This is a genomic window from Nevskia soli, from assembly GCF_903970205.1.
In the GTDB taxonomy this organism is placed as follows: domain Bacteria; phylum Acidobacteriota; class Terriglobia; order Bryobacterales; family Bryobacteraceae; genus Bog-113.
Genome location: NZ_CAJCHS010000029.1, coordinates 1 through 16,625 on the forward strand (window position 1 = coordinate 1; position 16,625 = coordinate 16,625).

The window sequence follows — 16,625 nt, forward strand, 5'->3', positions numbered from 1 at the left end:
CGCTGGCGGGTATTTACGGGGCAGCGACGACCGCCATATCGGGAGTGGTGCAGATCGATAGCTGGTCGTACGCGATCACCGCCCATGTAGCCGAACCGAACATGACCATTCAGCTTCCGTCGTCACTGCTGAGCAGCGGCCAGCAATCGAAGATCTCGGTGGCGTTCGATAGTCCGCCGCTAGAGGCGGCGAGCGGCACCGTGACGCTCACGTTCACCCCATCCACGACGATCGCAATCGAAGATCCCGCGATTGTATTCCCCTCAACGGGGTCGACCACCGTGAACTTCGCCAGCGTGCCCGGCCAGACGAGCGCTAGCTTCTCGGGGCAAACCTCAGTCGTGCTGCAAACCGGAACAACGGCGGGAACAATCCACCTGCATGCCGCGTGGGATTACACCACAGCCGATGCGGACGTAAACCTGGAAGCGGCGGCGGTCGGCGTGGATTCCGTGATAGCCACGAAGACTTCCCGCGCGCTGACGGTCGTCATCAACGGCTTCGACAACACCCGCACAGCCGGAAGGATGACGTTCAACTTCTATGATTCACAGGGTGAGTTTGTAGGCCAGCCCGTGCCCGCGGATTTCACCGAAGCCTTCTATAACTACTTCTTCGGCGCCGCAACAAACTACGGAGGGATGTTTCAGGTCACCGCAAGCATTCCCGTTCTGACGGGCAACACCAACCAGATCAGCGGTGTCGCCGTGGACCTGCAGAACTCGGCGGGAAACACGGAAACCAAAGTCATCCGCTTTCAATAGCGCTACTTACCGGGCCGCGACCGAGCGGTTGCCGATCCGTCCTGATTAAGTAACCCGAAAAACCGCTCCGTTGCCGTCGCGGCTCGGTATCCAATTCATCTGGACGGGAGCAGTTCGCCGTTGCGCGATGTGCAGGCAGCTTTCGAGGGAACGCGTTCCGACCCCGCTCTTAAACCGCCGGTTGACGCAGCCAGTCGCGCATCGCGTCACGATACAACATGATGCCTTTGCGCGAATACCGCAGATAGCCCTGCCGCCGGAAATGATTCATGTAGTGCGTCACGATCTCGCGCGAGGTGCCCACATACTGCGAAAGCAGCTCGTGCGTGAACGGGATCATCTGCACCGACCCATCGTCCGAAGCCGTCCCCAGACGTTCCGAGAACCGGATCAGCGTGCGAGCCAGCCGGCGCGCAATGTTGTCCACCGAGAAACTCTCGATCCGGTGTCCAAAATCCATGGAGCGCTGCACCAAAAGCTGCATCAGCGCAATCGCGAGTTTGGGACGCCGCATGAGGATGTCTTCAATGTCATTCGTGGTCCAAGTCATGACCTTGACGTTCTCCAGAGCGACAGCGATCTCTGAACGACGGGATAAACTTAAAAACGCCGATTCGCCGAAAAATTCATCGGGCTGGTAGATGTCGACCACCACCTGCCGGCCGTCTTCGGCCATCCGCGACACTTTAACTTTGCCCGCAATCACCAAATACAGGTTGTTCGACGGTTGGTCCTGGTTGTAAATGACCTGGCTTTTCTTGAAAGCGAGGATAGTTGAGCATGGAAGATGCGCAAGCGGATCTTCGAGGTCCCGCTGAGGGACTGGAACTGCGGTTTGAATTTGGCCAGTTGTGGTTGATGCCATTACACTCTCCGAACAGTAAGGATTCTAACACGTTGCGGGACATAGACCAAGAAATCTACGTTTCGGAACCCGTTATAAGGCTCCGAGTTGCAAGTTTAGTACCGAATTATACGCGTTTCCCCGGTGATGAAGTTATTTTGAACTTAGTTCAGTCTCACTGAAATGATCCTCGATGAGCACGCCGAACACCCTATTTCTTCACAGTGTAGCTCGCCTACGTCCCAAAGATGGTAAAGATTACCTCAATTCTTCCTATCGCGGCAGTTGCACTCACGCAAGTACATCTGCTTGCTGAGTTTCGCCCACCCGCCAAAGCCAGACCCGCTGTCCGCGGCGCAAACGGAGCCGCGATTCTTCCCGGCGGGCGCGTCATTCAGCCTCTGGGCGAGCAGTTTCCGACCGGGCCGGGGCCGTTCTCGATCGCCGCAAGTCCATCGGGCAGAAGTTTCGTCTCGGTGAATCTCGGACCGGAGCGCGCGTCAGTCACGGTCTTGAGGCGCGACGGGAAAGAAGCCTGGTCGCTGACCAATTACTTCACTGCGGAAAAATCGCAATCCGAGAAAGACTTTCGTTCGGTGGGCGGCGGCGTCGCGATGGTGAACGATAAACTCGCCTGGATTTCGGAAGGGGATTCCGGGCGAGTACGGTTGATCGACCTCCTTACGGGCGAGCGCCGCAAGCTGGTAGACCTCAATCAAGGCGCGTTGACGGCGAGCTATAGCGGCGCGCTCGCATTCGATGCCGAGAAGAACCTCCTGTATGTCGTCGATCAAGCTCACTTCCGCCTGGTGATTGTGGACGCAGTCAAGGGTGTGGTTGTCTCTGAGGCGCCGACTGGTTTCCTGCCCTATTCGATTTCCCTAGCGCCCGACAAAAAGCGCGTCTGGGTGACGAACCTCGGCATGTTCCGCTACCGCGTGTTGCCGGGCGCGGACAGCAAACACGCGGTTGCGACCGGTCTGCCGTTTCCGGCATTTGGTTTCCCTTCGCCCGAGGCATCCGCCGGAGTGACGCGCAAGAACGGAGGCGGCGGGGATGTCGCTGTGCCGCCGTTGGGCGATCCGAACGCCATGGAATCGAATTCGGTCACCGTGATCGATGTCTCCAACCCCGCGCAGCCAAAGCCGGTAGGAACCGTTCGGACCGGACTGCCGTTCGGGGCGGAAAGCGAGAGCGGAAGCAGCCCCTCGGGAGTGCTCGCAACCGCTGACGCGGTTTATGTCTCGAACGCGCACGAGGATTCGATCGACGTCATCGATCCCTCGACGCTGACCGTCGAAGAAACGATCCCGCTACGCATTCCCGGGCTCGAAAGATTACGCGGCGTGTTGCCGCTGGGCATGGCTTACGACGAGACCCGGCACTGGCTGCTGGTGGCGGAAGCGGGTATCAACGCAATCGGCGTGATCGACACCAGGCGGCACGGCGTGATTGGATTGCTTCCGGCCGGCTGGTACCCCGCCGGCGTCGTGCTGCAGGATGGCGTTGTGCTGGTGGCGAACGTGAAAGGCCGCGGTACCGGCCCCAGTTCGACATTGGTGCCGCCGGATTTCTACGAATTTGGCGGCGTGCTGCGGCGCGGCAGCATCTCGCGTTTTCCGCTGCCCGCTGAAAAGGATCTCGGCCCGCATACCCGGCTCGTGCTGGATGCCAATGGATTCCGCCCGGTCGCGGATGAGCCGTGGCCGGACGTTTCGATCCATCACGTCGTCGTGATCGTCAAGGAAAACCGGACGTTCGACGAAGTGTTCGGCGACATGAAAGCGGCGAACGGCCCGGTGGCCGGCGTTGCGCGTTACGCCCGCTTCGGCGACCATGGTTACGCCGAAGGGCATAAGAGCCGGTTCAGCCTCCAGGGAGTTGCGGTGACGCCCAATCATCACGCGCTGGCTGCGCGCTTCAGCTTCTCCGATAACTTTTACGCCGATTCGGAGGTGAGCGTGGATGGGCATCACTGGATCGTGGGGGCGTACCCGGACGCGTGGACCGAGAGCTCTTTGCTCGCCGCGTACTCCGGGCAGAAGCACTTCCTGTTGGATGACCAGGCGCCCGGCCGCCTGTTGTTTGCCGAAAGCAACTCGTCCGTTCATCCGGAAGAGCAGGAGCAGGCGGGCAGCGTGTGGCAGCATCTGGAGCGCAACCACGTGTCGTTCCTGAATTTCGGCGAGGGGTTTGAGTTGGCCGGCGATGCGGAAGACCCGGACGAAGAACCCACCGGCGCGCGCCTGCTGACCAATGTTCCGATGCCGGACGCACTCTACCGCAACACCTCGCGCGTGTATCCGGGGTTCAATATGAACATCCCGGATCAGTTCCGCGCGGCGCAATTCATAGCCGAGATCAAGACGCGCTTTGTCGACACCGGGAAGGACTTGCCGCAGCTCCTGTTTTTGCATCTGCCGAACGACCATACTGCCGACCCGCGTCCGGAGGATGGGTATCCGTACGCCGCGTCCTATGTGGCGGATAACGATCTCGCGCTCGGCAAAATCGTGGAGTTTCTTTCCCATACGCCGTGGTGGCGGGATATGGCGATTTTCGTGACGGAAGACGACGCGCAAAGCGGGATCGATCATGTCGATGCGCATCGCACGGTGTTCCTCGCCGCCGGGCCTTACTGCCGCAAGAACTACGCCTCGCATGTAAACGCAAGTTTTCCATCGATCTGGAAAACGGCATTTCACTTTCTACAGGTGCCACCGTTGAATCTATTCGATGCGACCGCGGCGGACTTGCGCGATCTGTTTACTACGGAGCCGGACTTCGACCCTTATACGGCGGTGCCGTCCGATCCGCGCCTATTCGATCCCGCGACGGCCCGGGCGCCTTTGCATCCGAAACCGTCGATCCCGATGGATGGTGCGCAGCCGCTACCGAGCCGCGACATACCTAACTGAGCCGCGACATACGTAACTGAGCCGCGACGGTGACGGAGCGGTTACTACCACGCGCTGCCAGCCACCCCCGCGTTACTTCGCCGCCCCGTGATCATAACTGATGGCGCGCGTAAGCGTCCATTGGCCATCTTTAAATCTCCACAGTGAAACAAACTTCGCTTCGCCCACTCCGTCGCTCTCGTGACCCGGATGGGTGAAGCGATGGACTCCGATCTCAACAGCGCCGTAACTTGCCAGCCGGTGTACCTCAAGCGTGCCCGGCACGAGGGTCCGGTGTACTTTGCCGCAAATGTTGTTGTGAATGCTTTCAATAAACGATTGCTTACCGACTTCCAGTCCGGTCTTGTCGTGATAGAACTCCAGATCGTCGGCGATCAGCTCCTTGAATACGTCGAGATCGCATTGGTTATAAGCATCGAAGAGCTTCCGGTCCAACGCTGCAACCGTATCGAACAAGCGATCACGCGCGTGAGGCACGGCAGCGGAAGTGTGCCACGCGTTGTCGGCGCGTACGGCATTCACGACGATCGACGATCCAGGCTCGATGGGCAGACCCGCAGCGCTACCCGACAGGCGATCCCCCTGCACGATTAAGTTGAAATCCACCGTCATCTGGGGATTTACAACAACCTGGAACGTGATCGTATGGCCCGTGACTGTTCCCGCGGAGATGGGACTCTGGCGGCCGGGACTTTCGCCGGCTGTACCCGTTACGGTCGAGCCGTTTTGTTCCAGAGAGATATAGTTATCACCTGGCTCAATGCTTCCATCCGTATGGACGATATCTAGAACACCCACCCACTTGCCGGAAACACTCGACTGTACTTGCGCAACGGCTAGCTTAGACCCGAGCCCGGCTAGTACAAGGACCATCGGAAGTAAGTGACACACTTTGCGCTTCATGGAACGCTGTACGATCCTACGGGCCGAAAGGTTCCGTATGATGCGGCATCAAGACGGGCGGCTAGTAGTTGCCCTTCTATAGCTTTTTCTTCTTGCGGAACCGCTCTCGTAGTACGGTCAGCTTCCACCCAGCGGCTCTGTGGGGAAATGCAAGGACGCGGACGCCAGCCAAATCATTCAGCCTGCCTAGCAGCCCGTAGACGTAACCGCTCCGTCACCGTCGCGGCTCTGTAACGTACTGATTCTACTGAGCCGCGCACGTGAGTAAGCGGTGCTTTTAGATTACTGCCACGGGCTGCCCACGATCAAAGATCGGGCTCTCCTGACGTCTGCGGACGGAATCGAGAGCGCTCTCGCATTCTTTGATCCGAGATGTGACCACCAGTTTTTCGTACTTATCCAGCCGAATGGAAATCGGAACCAGGCAATGCCTGACGTCAGCTTCAAGTTCGTCTAAGACGCGGCGAACGTCGGGAAGTAAGTCGAAATACTCTTCGCGCAACCGGTCTTCGATTGTTCGCTCAGAGTTAGCCAAGAGCCAATTCCAGCTCGTGCTTGACGGCCTCGGAGGGTTCAGCGTTGAAGTAGAACCGCCATTCCGGTCCGCTGGAGTGTTCCTGAATGCACTTCCGAATCTGGTTTTGGCTGTGATCTTGAACGAATGCGGCGCTGAAGGCCTTCTTGGTCTTTAGGTTTATATACATCTGAAGGTCGATGGTGTAGGCAAAGCCCGCCTCGCGCAGGATCTCGGTCTTTGATTTTGCCGGTTTCGACATCTGGTAAGCCTCTTCTCCATTATGTCAGCGTGTATCGAATCTCATCCCTGGGCCCCGGACATTCATGATCGCCCCACGAGGGTGTCGAGAAGAGTCTCGACACGGAAGAGTCCGTGCGCCACACTTAGCCCCACTTAATCAAACTAGGCACCGGCCGGGTCAACGGGTTATCGAAATGATTCGGACTAATCCGCAGCGCATAACCTAACCTCCCGGTCTGCTGCGGGATCAGTTCGCGTGAGTAAGTGGCCACTGTCCCATTGGTTCCGGTGTTAGTCAGGAGGGCAGCTTGTGTATCAACCAAAGTTCCGTTCGTCCCCACTTGTCCCCACACCACTTCGACCCGAACATCGTCCGGCCGTAGCCCGGCTAAGTCGACGCGCGTTGAAATCGAGAGCGGCTTGCCGCTGGTGAGCGGGCCGGCAGGGATCGGTCCGGTCTCCAGAAAGCGGACATTATTCCAGACAGAGAGTATTTGCCGGTTCCAGGCCGCTCGCTCGCGGGCCGGCCGGAAATTGTCCGTTTCAATTGCTTTGGCGGCCCGGTGCGCGGGCGTGTAGAGTTCCGTGTCGTACTGATGCACCATGCGGCGCGCGTCGAAGCCCGGAATGATTCCCATGATCGATTGCTTCGATCGCCGCGTCCACTCCGACGTGCCCATCGTGCGGCGCTCATAGAACATCGGCACGATTTCGTTCTCCAGAAGATAGTAGATGGCGCTGGCATGCAGACCATCCTGATCGTCGTTGTAAGGTTCGCGGTCGCCGATCGCCCAGCCGCCTGAAACTTCATACCCTTCGTCAAACCAGCCGTCGAGAATACTAAGATTCAAGACGCCGTTCATGGCGGCTTTCATGCCGCTGGTGCCGCAGGCTTCTTCACCCCGGCGCGGCGTGTTCAGCCAGATATCGACGCCCTGAATCATCTCGCGGGCTACCTTCATCTCGTAGTCTTCAAGAAAGACAACGTGTTTCCAGAGTTCGGGATCCCGCGCATACTGGGCAATCTGGCGGATAAACTCCTTACCGGGCGAATCTTTCGGATGGGCTTTGCCGGCAATCACAATCTGCACCGGGTGCTCTTTATCGAGCAGGATCTTCTTCAGGCGAACCACGTCGCGAAACAGCAGCGTGGCGCGTTTATAGGTTGCGAAGCGCCGCGCAAAACCAATCGTGAGCGCGTTCGGATCCAATACTTCCGACGCGTTCCTTACCTCCGACGCCGCTGCTTTTCTGCGCTGCGCGGATTCCACCTGCCTCTCGCGAATGAACGCGATCAGCCGTCGCTTGCGGCGGCGATGCGCTTCCGCCACTTCCTCGTCCGGAATCTCGGCGACCATTTTCCAGATGGACGCGTCCTCCGTCCAATCGCGCCAGCCGGGCGGAAGGTACTGATCGAAAAGGTCCGCCAGATCGCCGTTCAGCCAGCTTTGCAGATGAACGCCGTTGGTGACGGAGGTGATCGGAATTTCCCACGTCGGCAGCTCGGGCCATAACGACTGCCACATCAGCTGCGAGATATCACGATGCAGTTTGCTGACGGCGTTGCGATAGGAAGACGTGTTGAGGGCCAGGATGGCCATCGACAGGCGCTCGGAGCGATCGTCCGCATTCTTGCGCCCAAGCGCCATCAACTTCTCGAAGCTGATTTCCGACGAACTGCAGTAGCGCTCGAAGTAATGGTAGACCAGGCCCGGGTCGAAGAGATCGATGCCGGCGGGAACCGGAGTATGGGTGGTGAAAACGTTGTTCGATCGCGCGGCCTCCAGGGCTTCCTCGAACGAGAGCTTGTAATCCCGCATCAGGACGCAGATGCGTTCGATCGCGAGGAATGCGGAGTGCCCCTCGTTCATGTGATAAACGGTCGGCTCGATTCCCAGGGCTGCCAGCGCGCGCAGGCCGCCGATTCCTAACACGATTTCCTGCCGGATGCGCGTGTCGTTATCGCCGCCGTAGAGCTGGTCGGTGATCATGCGGTCTTCAATCCGCGCATTTTCCGGAATGTTGGTATCGAGCAGGATCAGGCGCACGCGGCCCACCAGCAAGACCCAGATTTTGATGTGAACACGACCGCTAGGCATTTCGACCGCGACGCGAAGTTCCTGGTTATCGGGGCTGCACGCGGGTTGAATCGGAAGCGTGTAGAAGTCGGTAACGGGCGTGCGCTCCTGCTGCCATCCGTCGGCGTTGAGCAGCTGGCGGAAATAGCCGTGCTGGTACAGCAGACCGACGCCGACGAGTTGGAGCCCCAGATCGCTGCACGATTTCAGGTGATCTCCGGCGAGAACGCCGAGGCCGCCCGAATAGATGGGTACGCATTCGGTCAGTCCGTACTCGGCGGAGAAATAGGCGACCACCTTTCCGGCCGGGTTTTCGATGTCCCGTTTGACACTGGCGTCGTAACGCTGGCACGCCAGGTGGTACTGGTTCAGGTATCGCGGGTCGGCTGCGGCGCGCTCCAGCGTGGATTGCGAGACGCGCCCGAGCATGACGACCGGGTTGTAGAACGACTCCTTCCAGGCCATGGGGTCGAGGCGGCGGAAGAGCGTGCGAATCGCCGGCTCCCAGGACCAGACAATGTTGTAGGCCAACTCGGGCATGCGCGCAAGCGCGGCGGGAATGGCCGGGCGCACCAGGAATTCACGTAACGGCTGTATCTGAAAACCCATCAGTAGTCTTTTAGTATAAGAGGCCTCCGGCGTGGGGACACGTTGGTGATCGGCGCTCTCCGAGTAGCGGCTTCGTGTAGTATGGGTGATCGATGCGATGCTCGTCTATCTAGCTCTTGGGATCGCCGGCATTCCGTTTATCTACTACTTGCTCGCCATCTTTAGTTCTGTTTCATTCTTCAGACAGACAGCTCCGAAACAGACAACGCGCGACGGCGACGGAGACTTCACGCCTCCAGTGAGCATATTGAAGCCGGTACGCGGATTGGACCCCGAGGCGTACGCCAACTTCGCGAGTTTTTGCGAGCAGGATTACCCGGAGTACGAAATCGTCTTCTGCGTCGATTCGGGCGACGCGACGGTTCCCGTTATCGAGAAGCTGCGCGTTAATTATCCGGAGCGCAACATTCGGATTCTGTTCGGATCGGGCCGCGACGTCGTTAACGATAAAGTGGGCCGGTTGGTCCGCCTCACCCAAGAAGCTCAGTACGATCTTTTCGTGATCACGGATGCGGATGTCCGGGTCGAGCCGAATTATCTTCGGTCTGTCGTGCGGCCGTTCGCGAACCCGAAAGTCGGGGCGGCGACCTGTCTCTATGCGTCCGTAGCCGACCATAACCTGCTGGAGACGATTCAATCGATCTCGATGGTCTGCGATTTCTTCCCCGCAACCTTCGTGGCGTGGAAACTGGACGGAGTTAAGTTTGCGCTGGCCCAGACGATCGTGACCCGGCGGCAGAACCTCGAAGCGTTCGGAGGGTACGAGACTTTGACCGGCCGTCCCGCGGACGATCTTTACATCGGGCGCCTGGTCGCAGAACACGGCTCCGAGACTCTATTGTTGCCGTACGTGGTGAAAGTCGTCCCCGATTTCCACTCCGCGCGCCAGTTCCTGCAGAAGCGCTTGCGATGGATGACCGTGATGCGCCACATGCGGCCGGGCGGCCATTTCGGGCTGCTGTTCACCTGGGGATTGCCGTGGTGTCTGTTTGCAATCGCGGTCCATCCGTCCATTGCGGTGACCGCCGGGTACCTTGGGGGTTATCTCGTGATGCGGACAGTGATGACCTGGCTCGTCGGTGTGGTGGGCATGAAGCAGACGGGGCTGTGGAGGAAGATGCTGTTGATCCCTGTCTGGGATTTGATGGCCTTCGCGATCTGGTTGATGAGCTTCGGGCAGACGAGTATCCGCTGGCGCGGGGTTAGGTACCGGCTTCGCAACGGGGAACTGGTTCTTAGACCGGGCCGATCCTAACTCGAATTTACCGAGTTCGGCATGACCCTTCAATTTCAAAACCAAAGATGAAAAGGAACCGTACAGCCCCGCTCCGAGCCCGACCGAAAGGGAGGGTCCGCCGCTGAAAGCCGCGTTTACCCATCCGGGTGGAGTGGTGTCGGTTGGGGGCACCACCCTACCGTGGAAGCCGCGCGACCTAGCCGGTCCCGAATGCCCTCCCATTCCTGCGTTTCCGGCACCGGCTCGATCGCAATCCAATCGAGATGCCGTTCGTCAAGTTCATGAAGCGTGCTGAATAAAACCGCCGCATAATCGCGAGCGTCCTGTGGCATGGCAACAGGCACCACGCAAGCGGCCGCCTCTAGACGGTAGAGATAAGCTCCCCTGCCCTGTCTCGGAAGCTGATCCGCCGTAGCAAGCAAAACGCGCGTGCGCGGTTGATAGTGCCGCGGATGCTGTCCGGGAGACGCCGCTTTCTCGGAAGCGTCACCGATGACTATCGGGCCGACTACTTCCTCAATCTGCCGCGCAGTCAAGATACCCGGACGGAGCAGTCTAACTGCGCCATAGCTCACGGCGACCACAGCAGACTCAATTCCAACCTCCGTCGGGCCGCCATCTAGAATGACCGAGACCCGGTCCCCCAGCGATCGGCGCGCATGTTCAGCAGTAGTCGGCGAGAGTTCGGTGAAACGATTCGCGCTGGGCGCGGCGATCGGAACGCCGGATTCCCGGATCAACGCGAGAGCGATTTCATTCGCGGGCATCCGCAAGCCGACGCTGGGCAGTCCTGCCGTCACAATATCCGGAATCGAAGGCTTCTTCGCGACTACCAGAGTCAACGGCCCCGGCCAGAATCGCTCGGCCAATCTCTCCGCCGAGTCCGGCCACTCCAATGCAAGCTCTCGCGCCTCCGCAACCCCAGCTACGTGAACGATCAAAGGACTGCTATGCGGTCGCCCCTTAGCCTCAAAAATCCGCAGCACCGCATTTTCATCGAGCGCGTTTGCGCCGACACCGTAGACCGTCTCCGTCGGAAAGATGACGAGTTCCCCACGCCGGATCGCTTCAGCGGCACGGCGAATCTCACTCGGGAATATCGTCTTTGGCATCGCCCGCGATCTTTCCCGTCTTTCGGAACACGAGATAGGCGTGGATCAGCGGTTCCAGGTCGCCATCGAGAACGCGGTCCACATCGCCAATCGATAACTTCGTGCGGTGGTCCTTAATCATGCGATAAGGCGCGAGAACGTAACTGCGGATCTGGCTTCCGAAATTGATTTCGAGTTTCGCGGCTTCGGTCTTGCGCGCTTCCACCCGTTTCTTCTCCAGCTCCGCTTCGTAAAGCTTCGCGCGCAGCTGCTTCATCGCGGTATCGCGGTTCTTATGCTGCGAGCGCTCATTCTGGCACTGCACGACGGTGTTGGTCGGAAGGTGCGTGATGCGGACCGCGGAATCCGTCATATTGACGTGCTGGCCGCCCGCGCCCGACGCGCGAAACGTATCGATGCGCAGGTCTTCCGTGCGGATATCGATCTTGATTTCTTCGTCGATCTGCGGGTAAACGAAAACCGACGCGAACGAGGTGTGACGGCGCGCGGCGGAATCGAATGGCGAGATGCGGACTAATCGATGCACCCCGATTTCGGATTGCAGCAATCCATACGCGTTCGTGCCATTGACCTCGAAGGTCACGGACTTAATACCCGCGCCTTCGCCTTCGAGCCGGTCCGTGATGACAATGCCGAAACCCTCACGCTCCGCCCAGCGCAGGTACATGCGCATCAGCATCTCCGCCCAGTCCTGACTCTCGGTGCCGCCCGCGCCTGGGTGGATCGTTACGATGGCGGGGCGGCTATCGTTCTCGCCCGAAAGCAGCATGCCCGTTTCCAGTTTTTCGAGCACGGACGCGAAGGATTTTAGCGAGGTCTCGATCTCGCCCGAAACATCTTCGCCTTCACGGCCAAGCTCAAATAGGGTGTCGATATCGGAGGTGAGCGAAGCGACGCGCGAGTCGTTCTCGACCGCTTCTTCCAGGCGCTTGCGGACCTGCATGAGCTTCTGGCTCTTCTCGGGGTTATCCCAAAAGCCGGGCTCGGAGATCTGTGATTCCGTGTCGCCTAGCTGGCGCTGTTTTCCGGCAGAGTCAAAGATAACTCCGGACGGCAGTTGCCTGTTCGCGCAGCGGTAGGTATTCGCGTTCCAATTCTTCCAAATTCATGGGATCTAAACTTATCGTACAAAGTTCTTCCCAGACGGATGGCGGGCTGTTCGACAAATCGATAGCTGAGCCACGCGCAAGCGAGAGCCAGCACGAGGTTCAAAGGGAACCGCTGCAGCACCCCGTGGTGCCATTGCGAGAAGAAAAGCTGCTGCCAGAGATACAGGCTATACGATAGCCGCCCGATCCATCGAAGCGGCTTCGATTCAAGTAACTGGCTGAGCCACGCGCCCGGTTGCGCAACGGTCGCAATCACGACCACAGGGAACAGGATCGCCTGCAACACCATGTACGACTGCGGCTGGCGGATATTCAAGAAGAGGGTCGCCGCTAAGAGTGCCAAGGCGATCGGACTGGCTAGCGGTTTGGATATGCATTTCTTCCATTCGATATGTGGGGCAACTAGCGCGAGGGTCGCACCCCAGAGCAGCGCGTCCATGCGGTAATCACTGCGCAGGGGAAAGTTACGGAGCGCGTCATTGTGGAATAGGGTCGCGATCCATCCGTGACGCAAATCCAGACTGCGCCAGATCGCAAACGAAGCCGCAAGCGCAGGAGCTAACCATCTGGCCCGCCTTATTCCAGCAAGAACCAGCAGTGCCGGCCAGAAAAGATAGAAATGTTCTTCCACGCAAAGCGACCAGAAGTGGCCCGTATACCACCCGTGTTGCGAATCGGCGCCCCAGTAGTTTCGAAGGAAAAGAAGGCAGCTGATGAAGTCGGTTTTCGTTGACGCGATCACGCCGAGAAGCGCGAGCACGGCCGCGACGGCCAGATAAGTCAGCGCTGGGGGCAGGATGCGAAAGGCGCGGCGAATGTAGAACTGCTTGAGCGAAACGACCTGCTCGGCCGTCAGGCGCGAAGTAATCAGGAAGCCGCTAATGGCGAAGAACAGGTTGACGCCGAGGGCGCCGTTCATCGTCCAGTAAGTGGACGGACACGAATGGCACAGGATGACGCCGCCGATCGCGATCGCGCGCCAGCCGTCGAGCGTGGGGATGTAGCCTTTGCCGTGCACTGTCAAGCAAGACTGTCCGGGCGTTCCCGCGATCCGCTCAGATATTTGTGAACCACGCCCTACCGCACACCGCACCACCCATAAAATGGCCGACCGCCCGGCCGCCGCGACACTGAGCCGCGCGCGTTCAGCAAGCTGGTGCTCCGGTAAAAGAACCTTCCAATGCCGTTTGCGCAACTGCGCTCCGAAGCCGCGCGAACGCAAGCATCACACAATGTTCTACGGAGGAATAGCTGCAATACTTGCATCTAGGTAAAGTACCCGTATGTACTCCGGAGGATTCATGCCGAACACACAAACATTGTTAGCTCAGGCCTACGCTGCCTTCAATCGTCGCGATATCGACAGCGCCCTCGCGCTCATGAGCGAGAACGTTAACTGGCCCAAGGCTTCGGAAGGCGGGCGTGCTATCGGGAAAGAAGAAATTCGCTCCTACTGGACCCGTCAGTGGAAGGAGTTTGATCCTCACGTCGAACCCCTTGAGTTCATCGACCAGGAAGGCAGCCTTACCGTCGTCAAAGTTCATCAACTCGTGAAGAGCCTGGCCGGCGATATCCTTTCGAATTGCGAGGGGTGGCACGTTTACACCATCGCGAACGGTCTCATCGAACGCATGGACATCAAGGAAAGCGAAGCCGCATCGACAGCGTTCTCCAGACGCTAGGGCGCCGTGGCGCTAATCGAAAACGTTTCTCACGAACGCACGGGGCTCTCTATGAAATGAATCTAGAGTCACAAAAGGGGATTGTGGATTTCATGTTACATCTATTCTCGAAATTAACAAACTATGCGGTAGTCCTATTTGCCCTTGTTGCCACATGTAAGGTGGAGGCTCAATCTATGAACCTGCGATGTGCGGAGCATGATGGACCTTGGGCATCTACAGAGATGCTAAGCTATCTTCGTTCAGAGCGGGCATTTCTGGACCAGTCTTGTGTGCGGCGCGCGATTATCGAACTTGGACAAGCCAAATACGAGCTTGCTGCTGACGTTCTCGCGTCTTATCTTGACTTTGTGGACGAGACCGAAACAGCTGTAGACCCTAATACTCGTTTGCGCAGACTACTACCTCAGAAAAAATATCCTGCAATGGGCGCGCTATGCGAAATAGGTCGACCGGCTCTTCCAGCGATTCTTGGAATTATAAAAAATGGCGACAGTTCGGAGTTGGTCCGAGAAAATGGGTTGGGCGCGTTGATCAACATCTACGGTCCAGATTTGCAAGTTGCCGTCGAATCACTCGCACAAGCAGGACGGTCCTCGTCAAATAAGAACGACGCTGACCGCTTTCACGACGCCGCCTGGAGTTTGTCTCGATGGTGCGATGAACGCACCATTGCGGCGTGTGAAGCTGCGGCCCAACAGAAATGACTTTCCGTGGTCTGGGCGTTTGGTCGAAAAATCCGAAGACGTTCGGATTCAATGACATGTGATTTCGCTCGCTGGAGGTTGCACGTTCCCGAGACTAGGCTGCCGCCCCGTCTCCCGGTATTCTGCGCAACGTGCGGGCTCACTTTCGGAAGCCGGCAGTCGGCCACAAAATCGCGGGTATCGTACCCCTTGTCTGCCCCAACGGTGACCCGATGATTACCCGGCAGTCGCCCCAGCATTGCCAACGCCGCATCGCGTTCGGCGGTGCCGGTGGCCAGCCACACTTCTGCGGAGACGATGAACCCGTTCCGATTCTCCGTCAGCAGATTTGACCTGCCCCCAAAATCCGCACACTTCTAAGCTACGATAGTCCGCGAATGACCCGCCCCAGAAAACTCGCCCAAACAAAACTAGAGAGTTGGCGCGACTAAGTACCTCCCAACTTTGGGCGACAATTAAAAGGTTCCCGGTATGAAGCAACCGAGCGTTACCGATGAACTCCGAACGCTGATTATCGCAAGGTAACCCGGGCGGCGGCACCTCCATGACCGCTCGATGGTCGCAAACGATCCCAGATGTCCACCGGACTGAGATTTCCGCGTCAAGTGAATACAAATGCTTTGCACGCCGCACTGGGTCGATGCCTTCCTTAAGCTTCGCAAGTTTAGGTATGCTCGAAATTCGTGCAGCCCTTCACGAGCACCGAAGCGGAGCCCCTACTGCGAGCAGTCTCGAAGATGCATCCGGTTACGCTCGTGGAGGAGTCACCGTTCGCCGCGTTTTCAGCTCACCCGAGGATCTGCCTTCTATACAATGCGCAGTTCGTGGGCCTTAGCTCGGCCATGCTCTGGTTCGACGGCAAGACGAGCTGGACGGTGGTATCTGATCTGCCACGCTGCTACCTACTGGCCGGCCTATCCTGGAACAAGGGGTTGACCCAACGCTTCTACGGTGCGGAGGCTCAGCAGGTTCCGCATTTCGAGGCCGGACTCTCCGATCGGGAGAACCAGATACCGAAAACACCGGAGGAGTTTCGTGAATGGGCAATCGAGGACATGCCCAGGCTTGCCGCCCTCATTGAGGAGAAGCTAAACCTGGAACACAAGCTCAGCTTGGGAGTTGAGGTTTCCGCAGAAAGCCTGGAGCTTCCACTCGTTGAGGATTCGGCCGGTCGAGGGAACCAAACAGCCAATGTTTACCTGGTCGCCCATCCCGAAGCGTTTCTGCAGAAACGAACCCCAACTTCTCCCTGGGATCGTCTCCTGCACTTCTGGATTACAGACGATGAGTATGGCCGATTGTTTGATTTACTGCACGGCACGGCAGCGTCCAAGCGGGACTTTCAGATGTTGGCACGGATTGCGGAACAAGGCGTGTATGGCAGTCTTGCTTTCCAGTTCGGCGATGTCGTGGTACTTGCCGCGGAATGCGAGGTTATTGCAGGCGATTCGAACGCGCAGGTTGGAGAGATCGTAAAAAAGATCCTTCAGGTCTGCCGATCAGCTATGGCCTACAATCTGGGTCTGGTTGTTGAAGGCAACTAAAACTGCCTGCCATTCCTCGTTTCGATTCCGCACGAGGCGGGTTATTGATCCTCTCTTGGACTGACCAAATTCTTCAGCTCCATCCGGTTCATATGGAGCACCCTGAGCATCCGGGCTAATCCGGGAGTGAGAATCTGCCCTTGCGCGACGCTGACCAAAGTAGGACACGGCTCGATGAAATTCAGGAGTTCGGTCAATCGCGTACGGGCCGCAAGGCATAGCGCGTCATTATCTGAAGTCAAGTCGCGCAATCGCCCTTGCAGGCGATCCGCTTCGACTAGAAATCGCATCCTATCCGTCGAAAACGACCTCTTCTACCTCGGTGCTCCCCAGCCAGAAGATGCCCTGCCCTCTCTGCGCA

At 58.3% G+C, this 16,625-nt stretch carries 14 protein-coding genes and 1 pseudogene; 6 read left to right on the forward strand and 9 right to left on the reverse strand.

Translation table 11 applies throughout. From position 1 onward, the window contains the following. Positions 1-764: hypothetical protein (locus H1Y01_RS01615; RefSeq protein WP_180538349.1), on the forward strand; the 764-nt coding region annotated here is incomplete at its 5' end. 169 nt (positions 765-933) lie between these two features. Here H1Y01_RS01615 and H1Y01_RS01620 read toward each other — a convergent pair. Continuing rightward, positions 934-1,629: a Crp/Fnr family transcriptional regulator gene (locus H1Y01_RS01620; RefSeq protein WP_180538350.1), complete on the reverse strand. Its 696-nt coding sequence runs from the start codon at positions 1,627-1,629 to the stop codon at positions 934-936. Between the two features lie 227 nt (positions 1,630-1,856). On the opposite strand from H1Y01_RS01620, the gene H1Y01_RS01625 reads away from it, so the two are divergent. Then, on the forward strand, positions 1,857-4,526 hold the full coding sequence (locus H1Y01_RS01625) for a bifunctional YncE family protein/alkaline phosphatase family protein (protein WP_180538351.1): 2,670 nt from the start codon (positions 1,857-1,859) through the stop codon (positions 4,524-4,526). A 72-nt stretch (positions 4,527-4,598) separates the two neighbouring features. Here H1Y01_RS01625 and H1Y01_RS19420 read toward each other — a convergent pair whose 3' ends face one another. The 4 genes from H1Y01_RS19420 to glgP all read right to left on the reverse strand — a co-directional run bounded on the left by H1Y01_RS19420 (position 4,599) and on the right by glgP (position 8,873). Further along, a complete protein-coding gene (locus tag H1Y01_RS19420) occupies positions 4,599-5,429 on the reverse strand; it encodes a nuclear transport factor 2 family protein (protein WP_219341179.1) in 831 nt (276 codons plus the stop codon). 277 nt (positions 5,430-5,706) lie between these two features. Continuing rightward, a complete protein-coding gene (locus H1Y01_RS01635; protein WP_180538352.1) occupies positions 5,707-5,964 on the reverse strand; it encodes a hypothetical protein in 258 nt (85 codons plus the stop codon). Next, positions 5,957-6,205 carry a hypothetical protein gene (locus H1Y01_RS01640; RefSeq protein ID WP_180538353.1) on the reverse strand — a complete coding sequence of 83 codons (249 nt, stop codon included), beginning with the start codon at positions 6,203-6,205 and terminating at the stop codon, positions 5,957-5,959. Before H1Y01_RS01640 ends, H1Y01_RS01635 begins: the two co-directional genes overlap by 8 nt. 124 nt (positions 6,206-6,329) lie before the next feature. Further along, a complete protein-coding gene (glgP, locus tag H1Y01_RS01645; RefSeq protein ID WP_180538354.1) occupies positions 6,330-8,873 on the reverse strand; it encodes an alpha-glucan family phosphorylase in 2,544 nt (847 codons plus the stop codon). 97 nt (positions 8,874-8,970) lie between these two features. Between glgP and H1Y01_RS01650 the strand changes: the two genes are divergently transcribed. Then, positions 8,971-10,128 carry a glycosyltransferase gene (locus H1Y01_RS01650; RefSeq protein ID WP_180538355.1) on the forward strand — a complete coding sequence of 386 codons (1,158 nt, stop codon included), beginning with the start codon at positions 8,971-8,973 and terminating at the stop codon, positions 10,126-10,128. Between the two features lie 116 nt (positions 10,129-10,244). Here the strand turns inward: H1Y01_RS01650 and H1Y01_RS01655 are convergent, their stop codons facing one another. The 3 genes and pseudogenes from H1Y01_RS01655 to H1Y01_RS01665 form a co-directional block, all read right to left on the reverse strand. Continuing rightward, positions 10,245-11,222 carry an L-threonylcarbamoyladenylate synthase gene (locus H1Y01_RS01655; protein ID WP_180538356.1) on the reverse strand — a complete coding sequence of 326 codons (978 nt, stop codon included), beginning with the start codon at positions 11,220-11,222 and terminating at the stop codon, positions 10,245-10,247. Continuing rightward, a protein-coding gene (prfB, locus tag H1Y01_RS01660; protein ID WP_180538357.1) for a peptide chain release factor 2 occupies positions 11,197-12,331 on the reverse strand; the annotation gives its coding sequence in 2 pieces (ribosomal slippage) (positions 11,197-12,258 and positions 12,260-12,331; 1,134 coding nt in all). Before prfB ends, H1Y01_RS01655 begins: the two co-directional genes overlap by 26 nt. An 85-nt stretch (positions 12,332-12,416) precedes the next feature. Continuing rightward, positions 12,417-13,427 (reverse strand): annotated as a pseudogene (locus H1Y01_RS01665) (acyltransferase family protein); the annotation flags it as partial. A 205-nt stretch (positions 13,428-13,632) separates the two neighbouring features. On the opposite strand from H1Y01_RS01665, the gene H1Y01_RS01670 reads away from it, so the two are divergent. From H1Y01_RS01670 to H1Y01_RS01680, 3 genes are all read left to right on the forward strand, one after another. After that, entirely contained in the window at positions 13,633-14,013 is a 381-nt protein-coding gene (locus H1Y01_RS01670; RefSeq protein ID WP_180538358.1) for a nuclear transport factor 2 family protein, read from the forward strand. A gap of 224 nt (positions 14,014-14,237) precedes the next feature. After that, on the forward strand, positions 14,238-14,720 hold the full coding sequence (locus H1Y01_RS01675; protein ID WP_180538359.1) for a hypothetical protein: 483 nt from the start codon (positions 14,238-14,240) through the stop codon (positions 14,718-14,720). A gap of 737 nt (positions 14,721-15,457) precedes the next feature. Beyond that, positions 15,458-16,264 carry a hypothetical protein gene (locus H1Y01_RS01680; protein ID WP_219341180.1) on the forward strand — a complete coding sequence of 269 codons (807 nt, stop codon included), beginning with the start codon at positions 15,458-15,460 and terminating at the stop codon, positions 16,262-16,264. Positions 16,265-16,305: 41 nt separating this feature from the next. On the opposite strand, the gene H1Y01_RS01685 is transcribed toward H1Y01_RS01680, so the two are convergent. Next, a complete protein-coding gene (locus H1Y01_RS01685) occupies positions 16,306-16,554 on the reverse strand; it encodes a hypothetical protein (RefSeq protein WP_180538361.1) in 249 nt (82 codons plus the stop codon). Between the last annotated feature and the right edge of the window lie 71 nt (positions 16,555-16,625).